An 18,339-nucleotide genomic window follows, 5' to 3' on the forward strand; every position below is an offset into this window, starting at 1 on the left:
CCCAAGGTCAGGTACCTCGCGAGATGGAAGTAGGTCGAGATTGCGATGAGCACTCGATGAGTACGCGATGAGTACGCCCATGAAGTAGCGACAGTCCGGCGGACGAATACCCCGGACGTATAGACAGGAGCGAAGTGGCTAAGGTCCGGGTATACGAGCTCGCCAAGGAGCTTGGCTTGGAGAGCAAGGCCGTCATGGCCAAGCTCACCGAGCTGGGCGAGTTCGTGCGGTCGGCGTCCTCGACGATCGAGGCGCCGGTCGTGCGCAAGTTGACTGACGCTTTGGGAGCGACCCCGCCGTCCGGCGGCGCGTCCTCCGCGAAGCCTGGCCCGCGGAAGCCCGCGGCGCCCAGCCGTCCGGCGGTGCCGGTGCGGCTGCACCCAAGCCGGGTGCCCCACCCCCGGCCCGCGTCCGACCGCGACGCCGGGCCCCGTCCGACCACCCCGCGCCCGCCGCGGGCTCGGCTGCGCCGAAGCCCGCCGGTGCGCCGACCCGGGTCCGCGCCCGGCCGCCCGTCCGGCTTCGCCGGCCGCTCCGGCCGCGCCCGCCCGGCGGCCGAGTTCTCCTCCCCGGCTCCGGCCGGTGAGGCTCCGGCGCGTCCGGCCGCTCCGCGGCCGGCCCCGGCCAACCCCGCGGCCCGTCCGGGTCCGCGTCCGGCCGGCCCGCGTCCGGGCAACAACCCCTTCACCTCGGGCGGCGCGTCGGGCATGGCCCGTCCGTCCGCCCGCGTCCCGGCGGTCCGGCCGGCGAGCGCGGTCAGCGTCCGGGTGCTCCCGGCGCCGGCGCGCCGCGTCCGGGCGGTCCGGCCGGTGAGCGCGGTCCCCGTCCCAGTGGCGCTCCGCGTCCGGGCGGTCCGGGTGCCGGCGCGCCGCGTCCGGGTGCCCCGGCCGGCGAGCGCGGTCCCCGTCCCGCCGGCGCCCCGCGTCCCGGTGGCCCGGGTGCCGGCGCGCCGCGTCCCGACGGCATGCCGCGTCCGGCCGCTCCGCGCCCCGGTGCGCCGAGCCCGTCCGGGATGCCCCGTCCGAACCCCGGCATGATGCCGCAGCGTCCGGGCCCGCGCCCGGGTCCGGGTGCCGGTGCTCGTCCGGGTGGTCCCGGCGCGCGTCCGGGTGCTCCGGGTGGCGCCCGTCCGGGCTTCCAGGGCCGTCCGGCCGGTCCGGGCTCGCGTCCGGCCGGTGGCGGCTTCGGCGGCCCCCGTCCCGGTGGCACCGGTGGCGGCGGCTTCGGTGGCGGCGGTGCCCGTCCCGGTGGCTTCGGCGGTCGTCCCGGCGGCCCGGGTGCCCGTGGTGGCACGCAGGGTGCGTTCGGTCGCGGCCCCGGTGGCCGTCCGGCGCGCGGCCGGAAGTCGAAGCGCGCGAAGCGCCAGGAGTACGAGGCCATGCAGGCCCCGTCCGTCGGCGGTGTGATGCTGCCGCGCGGCAACGGTTCGACCGTTCGCCTGTCGCGCGGTGCGTCGCTGACGGACTTCGCGGAGAAGATCAACGCCAACCCGGCCGCGCTCGTCTCCGTCATGTTCAACCTCGGTGAGATGGTCACCGCCACCCAGTCGGTCTCCGACGCCACGCTGCAGCTGCTGGCGGACGAGATGGGCTTCGTGCTGGAGATCGTCAGCCGGGACGACGAGGACCGCGAGCTGCTCGAGTCGTTCGACATCGACTTCGGTGTCGACGAGGGCGACGAGGACCAGCTGGCCCCGCGTCCGCCGGTCGTGACCGTCATGGGTCACGTCGACCACGGCAAGACCCGACTGCTGGACGCGATCCGCAAGACCAACGTGGTCGCGGGCGAGGCCGGCGGCATCACCCAGCACATCGGTGCGTACCAGGTGGTCACCGAGGTGAACGGCGAGCAGCGCCCGATCACCTTCCTCGACACCCCGGGTCACGAGGCGTTCTCCGCCATGCGTGCCCGTGGTGCCAAGTCCACCGACATCGCGATCCTGGTGGTCGCGGCCAACGACGGCGTCATGCCACAGACGGTCGAGGCGCTCAACCACGCCAAGGCCGCCGGTGTGCCGATCGTGGTCGCGGTCAACAAGATCGACGTCGAGGGTGCGGACCCGACCAAGGTCCGCGGCCAGCTGACCGAGTTCGGCCTGGTGGCCGAGGAGTACGGCGGCGACACCATGTTCGTCGACATCTCCGCCCGCCAGGGCCTCAACATCGAGGAACTGCTGGAGGCCGTGGTCCTGACCGCGGACGCCTCGCTCGACCTGCGCGCCAACCCGGAGCAGGACGCCCAGGGCATCGCGATCGAAGCCCACCTGGACAAGGGCCGCGGCGCCATGGCGACGCTGCTCGTCCAGCGCGGCACCCTGCGGGTCGGCGACTCGATCGTCGTCGGCGACTCCTACGGCCGCGTCCGCGCGATGCTGGACGAGAACGGCAACAGCCTCTCCGAGGCCGGCCCGTCCCGTCCGGTGCTGCTGCTCGGTCTGACCTCGGTGCCCCGCGCCGGCGACAGCTTCATCGTCGTCGACGAGGACCGCACGGCCCGTCAGATCGCCGAGAAGCGCGCCGCCCGCGACCGCAACGCCTCGATGGCCCAGCGCCGCGTCCGCGTGTCGCTGGAGGGCTTCGAGGCCGCGCTGGCCGCCGGCAACATCGAGAAGCTCAACCTGATCATCAAGGGTGACGTCTCCGGTTCGGTCGAGGCCCTGGAAGACGCCCTCGTCAAGCTGGACGTGGGCGAAGAGGTCGAGCTGCGGGTCCTGCACCGCGGTGTGGGTGCCATCACCGAGTCCGACGTGGACCTGGCGATGGGCTCGGACGCCATCATCATCGGCTTCAACGTGCGCGCCGAGGGGCGTGCCCGTACCGCGGCCGAGCGCGAGGGCGTCGACATCCGGTACTACTCGGTCATCTACCAGGCGATCGAGGAGATCGAGGCCGCGCTCAAGGGCCTGCTCAAGCCCGAGTACGAGGAGGTGCGCCTCGGCTCCGCGGAGATCCGCGAGGTGTTCCGCTCCTCCAAGTTCGGCAACATCGCCGGTGTCCTGGTGCGCGAAGGCATCATCCGCCGCAACACCAAGGCCCGCCTGCTGCGCGACGGCAAGGTCGTGGCGGAGAACCTCAACATCGAGGGTCTGCGCCGCTTCAAGGACGACGCGACCGAGGTCCGCGAGGGCTTCGAGGCCGGTGTCACGCTGGGCTCGTTCAACGACATCAAGATCGACGATGTCATCGAGACCTACGAGATGCGCGAGAAGCCGCGCGCGTAACGGCTGCTGACCGGGGTCGGCCGACGGGGTGCAAATCCCGTCGACCGGCCCCGGCCGCGCTGTTAGGGTCCTGGCTGTCGGGAATCCTTCGAGGCCCCCAGGCCGGCCAGGCCTGTCACACATGTTCGTAGGAACTCTCACCTTCGACCTGCTCCTCGGCGACGTGCACTCGCTGAAGGAGAAGCGGTCGATCGTGCGGCCCATCGTGGCCGAACTGCAGCGCAAGTACAGCGTGTGCGCCGCAGAGGTCGGGAACCAGGATCTGCACCGCAGGGCCGAGATCGGCTGTGCGGTGGTGTCCGGCGACGCCGGGTACGTCAACGAGATCCTGGACAGCTGTGAGCGGCTCGTCGCCGGCCGCCCCGAGGTGATGCTGCTCTCCACGCGGAGGCGGCACCACCACGACGACGACGAATGACCAGCGGGCGTCACCACCGTCACACCCGCACCGGACCGAGAGCGCCCACAAGGCTGGGCGCGGGCGGGTACGTTGGGGAGAGGGCCCCCACCGGGTCGAGGTCTTGACCCGGGTACCGCGCCCACTGCACGAGGAGGCAACGTGACCGACACCGCAAGGGCGCGCAAGCTCGCCGACCGCATTCAGGTGGTCGTGGCGGAGACCCTGCAGCGCCGGATCAAGGACCCGCGACTCGGGTACGTCACCATCACCGACGCCCGCGTGACGGGTGACCTGCGCGAGGCCACCGTCTTCTACACCGTCTACGGCGACGAGACCGAGCGGGAGTCCAGCGCGGCCGCGCTGGAGAGCGCCAAGGGCATCCTGCGCTCCGAGGTCGGCAAGCAGACCGGGGTGCGGTTCACGCCGACCCTGACCTTCGTCGCCGACGCCCTGCCGGACAACGCCCGGAACATCGACGACCTGCTGGACAAGGCCCGGATCTCCGACGCCGCCGTCCGCACCGCCGCCGCCGGGGCCGTCTACGCCGGCGACGCCGACCCGTACAAGTCGGCTCGCGACGACGACGAGGACGAGTGACCACGGCCGGGAAGCCGGCCGAGTCCGGCGCCGCGGGGGCGGTCTCCACTGTTGAGGTGGAGACCGCCCTCGCGGTGCTTCCGGGCCAGCGCAGCGAGTCGTCGCCCGACTCCGGAGGGCCGTTCGAGGCCCAGTGGGCGCGCACCCTGGAACTGGTCGCGGGCGCCGACGAGATCGACCTGATCTGCCACATCTGTCCCGACGGGGACGCGCTGGGCTCCGCGCTGGCCGCCGGCCTGGCGCTGCGCGGGCTGGGCAAGCGGGTCCGGGTGTCGTTCGGCGACGACCCGCAGATCATCCCCGAGTCGCTGTCCTTCCTGCCCGGGCAGGAACTGATCGTCCCCGCCGCCGAGGTGCCCGCCGCGCCCGCGCTGGTGCTGGCCTTCGACGCGGCCTCCGAGGAGCGGCTCGGCCTGCTGCGCGACAAGGCGTTCGCGGCCGGCGAGCTGGTGGTCCTCGACCACCACGCCTCCAACCCGGGCTTCGGCACCGTCCGGCTGATCGACCCGGCCGCGCCCGCCACCGCCGTGCTGGTCGACGAACTGCTGCGCCGACTGCGCGTCCCGCTGGACCGGTCGATCGCGGCCTGCCTGTACACCGGCATCGCCACCGACACCGGCTCGTTCAAGTACCGGGCCACCACGCCCGCCACCCACGAGATGGCCGGGCGGATGCTGGCCACCGGGATCCGGCACGACCTGATCTCCCGTCAACTGTGGGACACCACCTCCTTCGGCTTCCTGAAGGTGCTCGCCGGGGCGCTGGACCGCGCCGCGTTCGAACCCGAGGAGGCCGGCGGGCACGGGCTGGTGTGGACCTGGGTGCCGTACCAGGACCTGGCGCTGTTCGGCGTCACCGTCGAGGAGATCGAGGGCCTGATCGACGTGCTGCGCAAGCCCGCCGAGGCGGACGTCGCGCTGGTGCTCAAGCAGGACCCGGACGGCACGCTGCGCGGCTCCTGCCGCTCCCGCGGCGCGGTCGACGTGGCCGCGGTGTGCGCCCGGCTGGGCGGCGGCGGGCACGTCTTCGCGGCCGGGTTCTCCGCCCGCGACGGGGTGCCGGAGACCGTCGAGCGGTTCCGGGTGGCCCTGGCCGAGGAGTGCGCGCGCTAGGCTCGACCGGTTCGGCGGACGGCTCCTCGACCGGCCGGGACGACCGCTGCGCGGGAACGCGCGCGGATTTCGACACGATGATGAAGCGATGAAGCGATGAAGCGTAAAGGGACGGGCCCCGACGGGCTGGTCATCGTCGACAAGCCGGAGGGCATCACCTCGCACGGCGTGGTCGCCAAGCTCCGCTGGCTGGCCGGCACCCGCAAGGTCGGCCACGCCGGCACCCTCGACCCGATGGCCACCGGCGTGCTGGTGATCGGCGTGGAACGGGCCACCCGGCTGCTCGGGCACCTGATGCTCACCGCCAAGACCTACGACGCCACCGTCCGGCTCGGCCAGACCACCGTCACCGACGACCGGGAGGGCGAGGTCACCGCCGCCACCCCCGCGGACGGGGTGGCCCGGGAGGCGATCGACGCCGAGATCGCGAAGCTCACCGGCGAGATCATGCAGGTGCCGTCCAAGGTCAGCGCCATCAAGATCGACGGCAAGCGCTCGTACGCGCGGGTCCGCGAGGGCGAGGACTTCGAACTCGCCGCCCGGCCGACCACCGTGCACTCCTTCACCGTGCACGAGGTGCGCGCCGCCGTCGCCGAGGACGGCACGCCGGTGCTCGACCTCGACGTCACCGTCGAGTGCTCCTCCGGCACCTACATCCGCGCGCTGGCCCGCGACCTGGGCGCCGCGCTCGGCGTCGGCGGCCACCTGACCATGCTGCGCCGCACCAAGGTCGGCCCGTACGGGGTCGAATCGGCGCACACCCTGGAGCAGTTGGAGGAGAAGCTCGACGTGCTGCCGATCGCGGACGCCGCCGCGGCCGCGTTCCCGCGCTGGGACATCGACGCCGAGCAGGCCAAGCTGCTCTCCAACGGCATGCGCCTGCCCGCCCCCGGGCTCGGCGTGGACGGCCCGATCGCGGTCTTCGACCCGGACGGCCGCTTCCTGGCCCTGGTGGAGGAGCACGGCGGCAAGGCCAAGCCGGTCGCGGTGTTCGTCGGCTGACGGGCCGTCAAGGAGCGTGAACGGCCCCGGCGGAGTGTCCGCCGGGGCCGTTCGGCGTCTCAGCGCAGTGCCAGCCGCCAGTCGTTGCTGCGCAGGAAGCGGCCGGAGCCGCGCGGGTACTCGAAGGCGCACGGGCCGGCGTCGGTGAAGCCCAGGCGGGCGCAGAGCGCGTTCGAGGGGGCGTTGTCGACGGCCGGGAAGGCGTGCAGCGACCCCGGGGCGGCCGGGTCGGCGGCGACCACCCCGCGCAGCGCGGCGAGCATCAGCCGGCCGGCGGCGACCGCGAGGCCGCGGCCCTGGAACTCCGGCAGCACGTTCCAGCCGGTCTCGTAGACCTCCTCGCCCTGCCAGTTACGGCGGTGGTAGGCGATCGAGCCGGCCGGCTCGCCGCCGGCGAGGACCGCGAACATGACGCCGCCCAGCGACGGCAGTTCCAGGTAGCGGCGGTGCCGGTCGAGCAGCTGCCCGGCCGTCTCGGGGCCGCCGACGTGACGGCGCATCAGCGGCGTGTTGATCCGCTCCAGCAGCGCGAAGTGGGACTCGGACCAGGGAACGAGGCGGACGTCCATGCGGCGATGGTGGCAGCCGGCGAGCCGCCCGGCACGCGGTTTTCCGGCGGCGGGAGCGGGGCGGCCGGGGCGGTGCACGGCGTGTCGCCGGGGGCGCGCGAGGTGAACGGGTGTGGTGAGCGGGGCGCGCGGGGTGCTGTGGGGCTGGTGGGGGGGCAGGCTGACCGGCGGCTGGCAGAGCGGCCGGTAGAGCGGCGGGAGGACTGGCGGGATGGGCGAGGGCGCGAGCGCCGGCTTCGTGGCGGACCCGGCGCACGGGCTGCTGCGGATCCGGGACGTGCAGGGCCGGCTGTGCGGCCTCGGGTTCGTCGCCGACCGGCAGGGCACGGTGGTGACCGCGCACGAGGTGGTGGCCGGGCTGCCCCGGCTGGTGCTGCACACCCCGGGCGGGCAGTCCCGGGTGCTCGGACCGGAGAGCGTCGACCTGCTGCCCGACCGGGGGCTGGCCCTGCTGCGCACGGCGGCGGTCGGCGGCGTGCCCGGCCCCGCGCTGCCGATCGGGCGCGGCGAGGTCGACGGCCAGGTCGCGGTGCCCCACCAGCGCTGGGAGGACGGCGCACCCGCGCTCGCCCGCGGCGGCCCACTGGGCCGGGAGAACGGCCGCTGCGGCGACGGCGCGGAGGTCCGCACCGTGTCCGGCGTGCTGCTGCTCGACCTCGCGGTGACGCCGGTGGCCGGCTCGCCCGTCCTCGACCCGGCGACCGGCGCGGTGCTCGCCGTGATCGCGCCCCGGGTGCGCGCCGTCCCGGGCCCGGCGTGGCCGCCGTCCCGCTCGCCGTCGACCGGCCGTCCGGGGACGGGCCGCTCGGCGGGCTGCTGGCCCGCAACGCCGCCGGGGTGCCCGCGTTCGGCCGCGCCCTCAACCTGGCCGGCGGGCTGCGGCTGACCGCCGCCCAGCTGGACGCCGCCACCGCCGGCCCCGGCCGGATCACCGAACTCGCCGCCGACCGGGTCGACCGCCCGGACGGCCTCAGCGGCGAGGAACCCCAGGACACCCTGACCGTGCTGCTCGGCGACGCCGGCAGCGGACGCAGCACCGAACTGGCCGCGCTCGCCGTCCGCCGGGCCGGCGCCGCCGAGCCACTGCCCACGCTGTGGCTGCGCGGCGCCGACCTGGCCCCCGGGGACGGCTCCCTCGACGACGCGCTGCGCCGCCGGCTCGCCGCCGCGGCCCACCGCTCCGGCCTCCCCGAGGCGAGCCCGGCGGAGCTCGCCGAACGCTGCGCGGACGGCGGCCGCCCGCTGCTGGTGGTGCTCGACGGGCCCGAGGAGGCGCCGCTGGCCCTCTCCGCCGCCTGGCTGGCCGCCGGCCTCGAATGGCTGCGCGCCCACCGCGCCCGGGCGCTGGTGGCCTGCCGCCCGGACGGCTGGGAGCAGCTCGGCCCGTGGCGGACCGCCGCCCGGGCGCTCTGGCTGGGCCCGCTCACCGACGACGCGGCGGCCCGGGCCGCGCGGCGCTACGGCCTCCCGGAGGGCTTCCTCGGCCCCGCCGAGCGCGGCCACCCGCTGGCCCTGCGGCTGGCCGGGGACCTGCGCGCGGCGGGCGTGCACGGCCCGGTCGCCGACCGGGCCGAACTCTTCGACGGCTGGCTGGACCTGGCCTGCCTGACCGTCGCCCGCCGGGTCGCCCAGGCGTCCGGCGGCCAGCGCCGGCACCGGCGCGGCGGCCCCGTCCCGACCGGGGAGGACGCCCGGCAGGTGCGGCGGCTGGCCGCCGTCGCCGCCGGCCGGCTGCACGAGGCCGCCCGGCTGATGCTCGGCGCGGGCGACGGGCGCTGCCCGCCGAGGAGTTCGACCGGCTGTTCCCGGCCGCGGGCGGCTGGGCGCGGGCCGTCCGCGAGGAGCACCTGCTGGTCCCGGCGGGTGCCGGCCACCGGGCCGGCCACGAGGCGTGGGGGGAGTGGCTGCAGAGCCTGCACCTGGACCTCGGCGCGGCGCTGCGCCAGCTGCTCGCCGAGGACGGCCGGACGGCCGGCGCCGCCGGGGCCGGGGCCGCCGGGGTGGCGGCGCTGCCCCCGGCGGAGGAGCCGCCCGCCGAGGGCGTGACGATCCGTCAGGGTCCGGTCGGCCGGGCCCGGGTGGGCGTAGTGGTGGGCGCCCTGCGGCGGGTGGGGGCGGCCCGCGGCGCGGGCGCGCTGGACGGCTGGCTGCACCGGATCCGGCTCGCGCTGGAACGCGCCGAGCGCGGCGGCGACGCCGACTGGTGGGCGGGCCGGCTGCTGACCGCCGGCATCGCCGGCAGCCCCGAGCCCGGCGCGCACCGCCAGCTGCTGGAACTGCTCGCCGCCCGGGCCGGCCACGACGAACGGTTCGGCCCCGCGTTCTGGGCCGGCCTCCCGCTGCCCGCCGCCGACCGGATCGCCCTGCTCGGGCGGCTCGCCGACGGCTCCGCCGACCGCGCGGGCACGGTCCGGGGGAGCGCCGCGGAGCTGCTGGCCGCCGACCCGCACACCGTGCTGCCGTTGCTGTGCGGCTGGTACGAGCACGCCGGGCCGGCCGCCGCCGACCTCGCCGACGCCCTGCTGTTCGAGCACCGGGCGCTGGCCCTCGACGAGTTGACGGAGGCGCTGGTCGCCGCCGCCCACCCGCGCGCCGACGCGCTGCTCGGCCGGCTCGCCGAACGCGAACCGTCCGCGCTGTGCCGCGCCGTCGACCGGTGGAGCCACGACCCGCGCCCCGAACGGCACGTGGCCGCCGCCGTGCACGCCCTGCGCACCGCCCCGCACGCGGGCGGCTCGGGCGCCCAGCTGCTGCGGCTGGCCGCCCGCACCCTGCTCGCCCGGGACGACGAGCCCGGCCTGCACGGCGCGGCGCTGGCCCTGCTGGTGCGCGACCCGCAGGCCCGGGCCGAGCACCTGCCGGCCGCGCTGGCCGCGTACCGGGCGGGCGACCCGTTCCTGACCGACGAGGTGCTCGGCGAACTCGTCGAGGAGTACCCGGTCGAGGTGCTGGAGGCGGTGCGCGCCCGGCTGACGGTGCCCGGGGCGCGGGCCGGCGACGGGCTGCGGGCGCTCGGCCGGGCGGTCGACCCGGCGGTGGTGCGCTCCGGCATGCTGTTCGCCGCCGAACTGCTGCGCGAACGGCCCGAGCAGGCCGGGCAGATCGCCGACCACCTGGACCGGCTGCTGGAGGCCGGCCGCGACGGCCGCCCGCTGCTGCCCGCGGTGCTGGCCGCCGCCCCGCCCGAGCGGGCCAGGTTCGCGCCGGTGCTGGCCGCCCCCGGGAACGGCCGTGCGGGGCTGCTGGACGCCCTGCTGGCGGCCGAGCGGGAGCCGGAGGTGCTGGGCGCCGTGGTGGAGGCGCTGGCGGCCCGCCACGCCGGCCACCCGCCGTCCCGGGTACGCGAGTTGCTCTGCCGGGTGGCCGACCGCTGGCCCGGCGCGGACGCCGTCCTGGTGCGCTGCGCGGGCCGCTGGGCGGGTTTCGCCCGGCTGCTGGCCGACTGGCCCGCGGACGCCCCGCCGCCGCCCGCAGGGCCCCGTCTGACCGCGATGCGGGCGCTCACCGGGGCCGGCCGCGACCCGCAGTACGCCGCCGCGGAGGCGGAACGGCAGGTCGACCGCCCCGGCGGCCGTCTGACCGGTCACACCGGAGGCCTTCCGGTACCTGGGCAGGGTCGGTCGCATGGCACGCTATAGGGGTTCGGTTTCGGTCTTTCGAGTGCACCGGGTGTGCACACCGTAGGAACAAGGAGCGGTCAGGTGCAGCGCTGGCACGGCCTGGAGGAGATCCCCGGGGACTGGGGGCGCAGCGTCGTCACCATCGGATCGTTCGACGGGGTCCACCGCGGACACCAGTTGATCATCAATCGGGTGGTCGAGCTGGCCGGGGAGCTGGGGGCGAAGTCCGTCGTCGTCACCTTCGACCCGCACCCCAGCGAGGTGGTCCGCCCGGGCAGCCACCCGCCGCTGCTCGCCCCGCAGCCCCGGCGGGCCGAACTGGTCGAGCAGCTCGGCGTGGACGCCGTGCTGGTGCTGCCGTTCACCGCCGAGTTCTCCAAGGAGTCCCCGGAGTACTTCGTGCGGTCGGTGCTGGTCGACGCGCTGCGCGCGAAGGCCGTCGTCGAGGGCCCCAACTTCCGCTTCGGGCACCGCGCGGCGGGCAACGTCGAACTGCTCGCCGAGCTCGGCCGGGCCGACGACTTCGCGGTCGAGGTGGTCGACCTGCAGGTGCGCGGCGCCGCCGGCGACGGCGAGCCGTTCTCGTCCAGCCTGTGCCGCCGGCTGGTCGCGGCCGGCGACATGGCGGGCGTCGCCGAGGTGCTCGGCCGCCCGCACCGGGTGGAGGGCGAGGTCGTCCGCGGCGCCCAGCGCGGCCGCGAACTCGGCTACCCCACCGCCAACGTGGACACCGTCCCGCACTCGGCGATCCCCGCCGACGGCGTCTACGCGGGCTGGCTGACCGCGGACGGCGAGACCATGCCCGCCGCGATCTCGGTCGGCACCAACCCGACCTTCGACGGCACCGCCCGCACCGTCGAGGCGTACGCCATCGACCGGGTCGGCCTCGACCTGTACGGCAAGCACGTCGCCGTCGACTTCCTCGCCTGGCTGCGCGGCATGGAGAAGTTCGACTCCATCGACGCCCTGCTGGAGCGGATGGCCGAGGACGTCAAGCGCGCCCGGGAGCTCACCGAGCGCCCCTGACCGGCAGCCACGCAGAAAGCCCCCCGCGGAGGAGAACCCTTCGCGGGGGGCTTTCTGACGTGCGCTCAGCCGTGCTGCGGCGGATACCCGTAGCCGGGCGGCGGGGCCTCCTGCGGCGGCGGGTAGCCGTAGCCCGGCACCGGCGGGCCCTGCGGCGGGTAGCCGCCGGGCTGCTGCGGCGGGTACTGCTGCGGGGGCTGCTGCTGCCACGGTTGGCCGGGTGCCGGGTAGCCGCCCTGCTGCTGCGGCGGGTACTGCTGCGGGTACTGCTGCTGCGGCGGCGGGCCCTGCTGCCAGCCGCCCTGCTGCTGCCCCTGCCAGCCGGCCTGCTGCTGGGCCCGGGCGATGTCCTCGCCGACCAGGGCGGCCAGCTCGAAGTACGCCTCCCGGACCTTGGGCCGCATCATCGCCAGGTTGACCTCGGCGCCGGCCGCCAGGCTCTCGTCGAACGGCACCACGATGACGCCGCGGCAGCGGGTCTGGAAGTGCGCCACGATGTCCTCGACCTTGATCATCTTGCTGGTCTCGCGCACCCCGGAGACCACCGTGATCGAGCGCTGCACCAGGTCCGCGTAGCCGTGCGCGGACAGCCAGTCCAGCGTGGTGGACGCGCTGGACGCGCCGTCCACGCTCGGCGTCGCCACCACGATCAGCTGGTCCGCCAGGTCCAGCACGCCGCGCATCGCCGAGTACAGCAGACCGGTGCCCGAGTCGGTCAGGATGATCGGGTAGTGCTGCCCGAGCACCTGGATGACCTGGCGGTAGTCCGAGTCGTCGAAGGTGGTGGAGACCGCCGGGTCCACGTCGTTGGCGACGATCTCCAGGCCCGAGTTCGGGTCCTGCGAGGTGAACTGACGGATGTCCATGTAGCTGCGCACGTGCGGGATCGCCGTCACCAGGTCGCGGATGGTCGCGCCGGTCTGCCGCTTGATGCGGCGGCCCAGGGTGCCCGCGTCCGGGTTCGCGTCGATCGCGATGACCTTGTCCTGCCGCTCGCTGGCCAGCGTCGCGCCCAGCGAGGTGGTGGTCGTGGTCTTGCCGACGCCGCCCTTGAGGCTGATCACCGCGATCCGGTAGCAGGTCATCACCGGGTGCCGGATCAGCTCCAGCTTCTGCTGCCGGCCGGCCTGCGCCGACTTGCCGCCGAACTGGAACCGGGACTGCTTCTGCACCTTCGGCTGGCCGCGCAGCAGCCGGTCCGAGGAGAGCTCGACCGCCGCCGTGTACCCCAGCGCCGCGCCGTGCGCCGCCGCCTGCGGCCCCGGCTGCTGGAACTGCGCCGGCGCCTGCGGGGCGTTCTGCAGACCCGAGTGCTGCTGGTACGCCGGGCCCGGCCCGGCCTGCTGCGGCCAGCCGCCCGCCCGCGGATCCACCGGCGGCTGCCCGGCCCACTGCTGCTGGCCCTGCTGCGGGTACGGCTGCTGCTGCACCGGGGGCTGCTGGACCGGCGGCTGCTGACCCTGCTGCGGGTACGGCGGCTGGGGCTGCGGCGGCTGGTTCGGCCACGGCTGCTGCATCGGCGGCTGCTGCTGGACCGGGGGCTGCTGGACGGGCGGCTGCTGACCCTGCTGCGGGTACGGCGGCTGGGGCTGCACCGGCGGCTGCGGCTGCTGCGCGTCCGGCACCGGACCCGGCGCGGACGCGAGCTCCACCGGCGGCGCGGTCGGCACGCCCTGCCCGTGCGTGGCCGGCCCGGCCTGCTGCTCGGGCCCGGCGGCGGGGCGGCGGCGGGCCGCCTCCGGCACGGCCGTCACCGGCTCGACCGGGGGACCGGGCGGACCCGGGCCACCGGACCGGGCGGCGGAACCTGGGCCTGCACGGGCTGCGGAGGCTGCGGCTGCTCCGGCACGGGCGGCTGCTGCTGGACCGGGGGCTGCTGGACCTCCGGCTGCACCGGCTGCGGCGGCTGCTGGGCCGGGGGCTGCTGGACGGGCGGCTGCTGAACGGGCTGCTGTTGCTGTTGCTGTTGCTGCGGCGCGGCCGGACCGGGAGCGGCACTCTGGGTGTACCAGGACGGAGGGGTGTAGTCCGGGGCGTCGGACCAGTCATCGTCGTCCTCGGCCGCGTTGTCGCCGACGTAGACGCCGTCCCGATCGCTGCTCACTGGGGCTCCCTCGTTCTCGCCGAATTGCTTCGGCGGTTGCCGTCGGGCAACAAGACTAGGCCGTGCAGGGCGGTCCGATGAAGGCGGAGCCCGACCTGACGGCGGATCGGAGCGGACGCGGCCGACCGGCCCGCCCCACGGGGAACACCGTCCCCACGGGCGCGCCGGCCGGCCGGCCCGCACGGATGCGGCCCGCCCGGCCGCACCTCGTCAGTCCATGCGGCGAGGGCCGCCCAGCACCTGGGTCTCGGCCTCGCCCGGATTGGTCATCACGTACTGGCGCCGCATCCGGGTCGCCCACAGGGTGATGTGGTCCGGCAGCGTCGGCAGCGCGCTGACGTCGCCCGGAGCCAGCGACAGCAGCCGGCCCACCAGCTCCGACTCCTGCGGCGACACCCGCTGAAGGCCGATCAGGTCGGCGGCGTTCAGCACCCGGGTCGCGTTCGGGCCGAGGTACGGCAGCACGGTCAGCGTGGTCTGCCACGGAGACGCCGACAGCCGGCTGCGCGAGGGCCGCGCACCCAGGTCGCGAACCACCAGGACGGGTGACGCCACCGACGCGCCCTGCGCGCCCAGGCGGCCCACCTGATGCACCGTCACGCACGGCTGCCCGCCGCCCGCTGCCTGCGCCATCGGCGCCCACGCCTGCGGACGGCCGGTCTCCACCGCGATCCGGGCGCCGGTCGCGGCGGCGCGCAGCGCGATCAGCTGCGCCGTCCACATGCCGCCGACCAGGACCACGTCGTACTGGGTGGGCCGGAACAGGCCGATCACGGCGGGCTGCTGCTGCTGGTCCAGGCCGATCACCACGCCGTCGTCGCCGACCGGGAAGGACAGCGCCGACAGGTCCTCGACGGTCAGCACGTGCTTCTCCCGGCGCGGGCCGCGCAGGCCGAAGCCGGGGCGGACCCGGACCCGGCGCTGCTCGGTCGGCTGCGGGGCCTGGCCGGAGTACGTCTGGTAGGCCATCAGGAAGTCCCCCCCAGGGGCAGCGTGGCGAGCAGGCCGGGGGCGTGCTCCAGGTCGAGCCGGGTCATCGCGGTGCCGGCGTGCTGGGCGCGGGACTCCACCAGGCGGCCCACCTGGGCGACCTCGCTCTCGTTGCGCCCGGTCAGCCGCAGGTGCCCGCTGAGCGCCACCGAGCCGCCCATCGCGCGGGTCGCGGTGACGGAGAAGGTGGAGGCGAACGCCGGAGTGCTGGTGAGCTGGTTGACCAGGTCCGGTGCGGCGACCCGGCCGCCGCCGGCGCCCGGCCGGGACAGCTCGGGCCACTTGGAGATCCAGTAGGTGGTGTGCCAGCGGTCGTCGATCCGGCAGAACTTCGCGGACTCCTGGGCCCGGCGCACGCCGACCCCGCCGCCGCCGGAACCCTGACGGCCCGCCACCGCGACCGGGTTGGCGCACACCGAGATGGCCAGCGCCGCGATCAGCTCCCGCTCGTCCAGGACGGTGGCGGTGAAGCCGGCGCTGTTCAGCCGGCCGGCGAGCTGGTCGGTGACCCGCTGGAGGGCCTTGCGGGCGCCCTCCTCGCCGCCGCCGCGGGCCAGCACGGCGGTGGAGGCGCGCTCCGGGTCGAGCTTGACGGCGATCCAGGTCAGCCGCAGCGCCGGGGTGTTCACTCCTCCGGGTGCCTGCTGGTAGGCGCGCGCGGCGAGCGAGTGCTCCGGCAGGTGCGGCGCGGGCGCCGGCTGGGTGTGCTGGATCAACTGCACCGACTCCAGCGGGATGTCGTCGACCTGCAGGACCGAGCAGATCAGGTCCAGCGGCACCGCGGAGTTGGCCCGGCCGGGGCGCAGCGGCTGGTCCTTGGACTGCACCAGCAGCACCGAGGTGAAGAAGGTGCCGTCGCCGACCATGCCGGTCTCGCGGCGCAGCGGGCGGCCGTCGCCGAGGTCGGTCTCAATGGCGTGGGTGCAGGTCCGCAGGGCCGGCTCCAGCTCCATCACCGGCGCCAGCGCCGGGTCGGTGCCGGGCGGCGGAACGTTGTACTTGGCTTCCCGGCGACGGGAGTTGTAGGCGGAGCGGACGCTCATCGCCTCACCCATGGTGCGGCCGCCGAGGCGCAGCAGGGCGATCACGACGAGCACCACCGCGGGCACCGCGAAGATCGCGGCCATCAGCTTGCTGATCGACCAGCCGACGGCCACCAGAGCGACGGCGACCTCGAGTTGGACGATTTGCTTGAGTTCGAGCCGGCGGGCGAGCAGCCCGGGCCTGGGCAGCAGCCGCAGGCCGACCGGGCCGGTGGCCGCCGGGCCGGGCCGGGGCGGTGCGGGCCCGCCGGCCGCCCTGGGCGTCCGGCCTCCGACCGTGCGAGGTGGAGCGTCGTCGTGCTGGAGCGGACTGGCTTGGCATCCCCCGAATTGCCCTCTCTGCTTCAGATGTGCCGTCAGATCCCCGTGCGGCCGCGGCCGGAAGGGGCCGTGGGCCGCGGGCCGGGTCGGCGGCCCGGATGGCGGACCGTCGGAGCCTACCCGTTACCGTACTCACCGTCTGCTGCCGCATCGTAGAGGGTTGACCGTTCCGGACGCCCGTCGGGTGGCAGACTCACGCACAGCACAAGCGCGTTGACACCCGCAGGTCGGGTCACACAGGGGAGACGGGGACGAGCATGGCATCACGCCGGGACGAGCTGAACGCCTACACCTTCGCCCGCAAGCGGATGGTCGGGGCATTCCTGCAGCCGGGGGGTGGCGGCAACGACGAGGACGCGCCGCGTCCGATCCGTGCGGTGCTGCCGAGCTTCGTGATCGGGGCCGTGATCGTCGCAGGCTTCGGCATGTGGGGCGTCATCAAGCCCAGCGCGCCGCCGAACTGGGACAGCGGCAAGTTCATCCTGCAGGGCAAGTCCTCGACCACGCGCTACGTGATCCTCCCGGACCCCACGAACGGCAACAAGCCGACCCTGCACCAGGTGCTGAACATGTCCTCGGCCCGGCTGGTGCTGTCCGAGGGCGCGACCGTGCAGACGGTCGCCGACGACGTGCTGGACAAGTACCCGCGCCGCGGCGCCGCGATCGGAATCCCGTACGCCCCGGACAAGTTGCCCAAGGGCGACGACGCGGGCGCCACCAAGCTGTGGTCGGTGTGCGACAAGAAGGGCCAGGACAACCTGCCCTCCACGATCGCCCAGTCGGTGTTCGTCGCGGCCGGCGCGGACGTCAAGACCCTGCAGGCGCCGGACCGGATGCTCGGCGACGGGCAGTCGCTGTTCGTGCAGCAGCCGGACCTGCCGGGCCGCCCCGGGTCGAAGTACCTGGTGGACAACCACGGCGTGAAGCACGCGGTCGGCGTGCTGGAGACCAGCGACACCGACCGCACGGCGCTGGTGACAGCGCTGTTCGGCTCGGACGCGGTGCCGCAGCGGGTCACCAACGAGTGGCTGGACACCCTGGAGAACGGTGACCCGGTGGAGTTCCCCCGGATCGAGGGCATCGCCTCCAAGCGGTCCGCCAACTCCGGCCTGGAGCTGTCGCAGCCCGAGGAGAAGCGGGTCGGCCGGGTCCTGAAGTTCCAGGACAACACCTTCTACGCGGTCGGCGCGTCGAAGCTGTACCTGATCTCCGAGTTCCAGGCGAACCTGATGCTGAACGACCCGAACGTCCAGGAGGCGGCGTACGGCGGCCCGCCGGTCATGGGCGACCTCGGCGCGGGCGACATCAGCAAGCTCCAGTCGAAGATCAGCAAGGAGCTGATCGAGCGGTCGAAGAACCTGCCGACCCAGAAGTCCCCGGCGGTCAACGCGACCGGCAAGACCCCCCGCACGGTGATCTGCTCGACCTTCAACGGCTACGACAACAACCAGATCAAGCGCACCGTGTGGGCCAGCACCAGCTACCCGGCGGACATCGCCACCGACTCGGTCAGCGCGCACGTGACGCCCGGTCACGGCCTGCTGTACCGCGCGCTGGACGGCAACGGCGGCGACGACGGCTCCGGCAGCGACTTCCTGATCACCGACTCCGGCCTGCGCTACTCGCTGCCCGCCAACAGCGACGGCGGCAACGGCGGCGCCAGCGCCAGCCCGAACCCGCAGGGCGGCGACAAGAAGGGCACGAACGAGTCGCAGGCGCGCCTGGGTTACAAGTCCGTCAACCCGCAGAAGGTGCCGATCGTCTGGTCGAAGCTGGTGCCGGCCGGACCGGTGCTCAACACGAACACTGCACTTCAGGCCCAGAACGCCTGACGGATCGTCAATGCCGGTGCGGGAGTTCAGTGTCATGGTCTGGTAACTACCCGCTACCCGGTGTTGGGTCTGTCGCACTTGGCCGTTACAGTGCTGGAGAGCACCACACCAAGTGGTGCCCGTACGGGCGTTCGCCACAGGGGCGTCCGGACGAAGTCTGTCTCATGGGGGACGGTGGATCATGGCAGGTCAGTTCACGACGACCGCGGAGGAAATGACCGCGTTCGCTAACCGCATCGGCGAGGTCAACCAGCAGGTGCAGAGCGAGATCGGTCGCCTCAACAACCTGGTCTCCGAGATCGCTTCCGGCTGGAAGGGCGCGGCCGCGACCGCGTACCAGCAGATGCAGGAGCGCTTCAACGAGGACGCCAACGCGCTCAACAAGGTGCTCGACGAGATCCGCCAGGCGATCGAGGCGACCACCAAGCTCTACTCGATGACCGAAGAAGAGCAGCGTGCCGCGGTCGGTGGCATCGCCGGCTGACGCCGGAACCGGTAACCGC

The 18,339-nt window shown here is 74.6% G+C and carries 13 protein-coding genes and 2 pseudogenes; 10 read left to right on the forward strand and 5 right to left on the reverse strand.

The window, feature by feature from the left end; all coding sequences use genetic code 11:
* Window positions 1-134: 134 nt before the first annotated feature.
* The 5 genes and pseudogenes from infB to truB all read left to right on the forward strand — a co-directional run bounded on the left by infB (window position 135) and on the right by truB (window position 6,331).
* Window positions 135-3,220 (forward strand): annotated as a pseudogene (infB, locus tag KCH_RS47320) (translation initiation factor IF-2).
* A 121-nt stretch (window positions 3,221-3,341) separates the two neighbouring features.
* Window positions 3,342-3,638 carry a DUF503 domain-containing protein gene (locus KCH_RS24975; protein WP_035866659.1) on the forward strand — a complete coding sequence of 99 codons (297 nt, stop codon included), beginning with the start codon at window positions 3,342-3,344 and terminating at the stop codon, window positions 3,636-3,638.
* Window positions 3,639-3,779: 141 nt separating this feature from the next.
* Window positions 3,780-4,217, forward strand: coding sequence for a 30S ribosome-binding factor RbfA (gene rbfA / locus KCH_RS24980; protein ID WP_035866663.1), 438 nt, complete (start codon window positions 3,780-3,782; stop codon window positions 4,215-4,217).
* Window positions 4,214-5,329, forward strand: a complete 1,116-nt coding sequence (locus tag KCH_RS24985; protein WP_244305420.1) for a DHH family phosphoesterase — start codon at window positions 4,214-4,216, stop codon at window positions 5,327-5,329. Before rbfA ends, KCH_RS24985 begins: the two co-directional genes overlap by 4 nt.
* 96 nt (window positions 5,330-5,425) lie before the next feature.
* A complete protein-coding gene (gene truB, locus KCH_RS24990) occupies window positions 5,426-6,331 on the forward strand; it encodes a tRNA pseudouridine(55) synthase TruB (RefSeq protein WP_035866666.1) in 906 nt (301 codons plus the stop codon).
* A 59-nt stretch (window positions 6,332-6,390) separates the two neighbouring features.
* Here truB and KCH_RS24995 read toward each other — a convergent pair whose 3' ends face one another.
* On the reverse strand, window positions 6,391-6,900 hold the full coding sequence (locus tag KCH_RS24995; RefSeq protein ID WP_035866668.1) for a GNAT family N-acetyltransferase: 510 nt from the start codon (window positions 6,898-6,900) through the stop codon (window positions 6,391-6,393).
* Between the two features lie 211 nt (window positions 6,901-7,111).
* On the opposite strand from KCH_RS24995, the gene KCH_RS46675 reads away from it, so the two are divergent.
* From KCH_RS46675 to KCH_RS25010, 3 genes are all read left to right on the forward strand, one after another.
* Window positions 7,112-7,786, forward strand: a complete 675-nt coding sequence (locus KCH_RS46675; protein ID WP_035866670.1) for a trypsin-like peptidase domain-containing protein — start codon at window positions 7,112-7,114, stop codon at window positions 7,784-7,786.
* A 1,156-nt stretch (window positions 7,787-8,942) separates the two neighbouring features.
* Window positions 8,943-10,538: a hypothetical protein gene (locus tag KCH_RS37770; protein ID WP_157032186.1), complete on the forward strand. Its 1,596-nt coding sequence runs from the start codon at window positions 8,943-8,945 to the stop codon at window positions 10,536-10,538.
* A gap of 63 nt (window positions 10,539-10,601) precedes the next feature.
* A complete protein-coding gene (locus KCH_RS25010; RefSeq protein ID WP_035866680.1) occupies window positions 10,602-11,546 on the forward strand; it encodes a bifunctional riboflavin kinase/FAD synthetase in 945 nt (314 codons plus the stop codon).
* 65 nt (window positions 11,547-11,611) lie between these two features.
* Here the strand turns inward: KCH_RS25010 and KCH_RS25015 are convergent.
* From KCH_RS25015 to eccE, 4 genes and pseudogenes are all read right to left on the reverse strand, one after another.
* Window positions 11,612-13,267: pseudogene (locus KCH_RS25015) on the reverse strand (MinD/ParA family ATP-binding protein); the annotation flags it as partial.
* A 29-nt stretch (window positions 13,268-13,296) separates the two neighbouring features.
* Window positions 13,297-13,650, reverse strand: coding sequence for a hypothetical protein (locus KCH_RS25020; RefSeq protein WP_035866683.1), 354 nt, complete (start codon window positions 13,648-13,650; stop codon window positions 13,297-13,299).
* A gap of 210 nt (window positions 13,651-13,860) precedes the next feature.
* Window positions 13,861-14,619: a hypothetical protein gene (locus tag KCH_RS25025; protein ID WP_035866684.1), complete on the reverse strand. Its 759-nt coding sequence runs from the start codon at window positions 14,617-14,619 to the stop codon at window positions 13,861-13,863.
* Window positions 14,619-15,797: a type VII secretion protein EccE gene (eccE, locus tag KCH_RS25030; protein WP_244305421.1), complete on the reverse strand. Its 1,179-nt coding sequence runs from the start codon at window positions 15,795-15,797 to the stop codon at window positions 14,619-14,621. The genes KCH_RS25025 and eccE overlap by 1 nt, the downstream gene beginning before the upstream one ends.
* 464 nt (window positions 15,798-16,261) lie before the next feature.
* Between eccE and eccB the strand changes: the two genes are divergently transcribed.
* On the forward strand, window positions 16,262-17,836 hold the full coding sequence (gene eccB, locus KCH_RS25035) for a type VII secretion protein EccB (protein ID WP_035866688.1): 1,575 nt from the start codon (window positions 16,262-16,264) through the stop codon (window positions 17,834-17,836).
* Between the two features lie 181 nt (window positions 17,837-18,017).
* Window positions 18,018-18,320 (forward strand): WXG100 family type VII secretion target, encoded by a 303-nt coding sequence (locus tag KCH_RS25040; RefSeq protein ID WP_035866690.1) that lies wholly within the window; start codon window positions 18,018-18,020, stop codon window positions 18,318-18,320.
* Window positions 18,321-18,339: the final 19 nt, after the last annotated feature.

It is taken from the genome of Kitasatospora cheerisanensis KCTC 2395, assembly GCF_000696185.1.
Taxonomy (GTDB): domain Bacteria; phylum Actinomycetota; class Actinomycetes; order Streptomycetales; family Streptomycetaceae; genus Kitasatospora; species Kitasatospora cheerisanensis.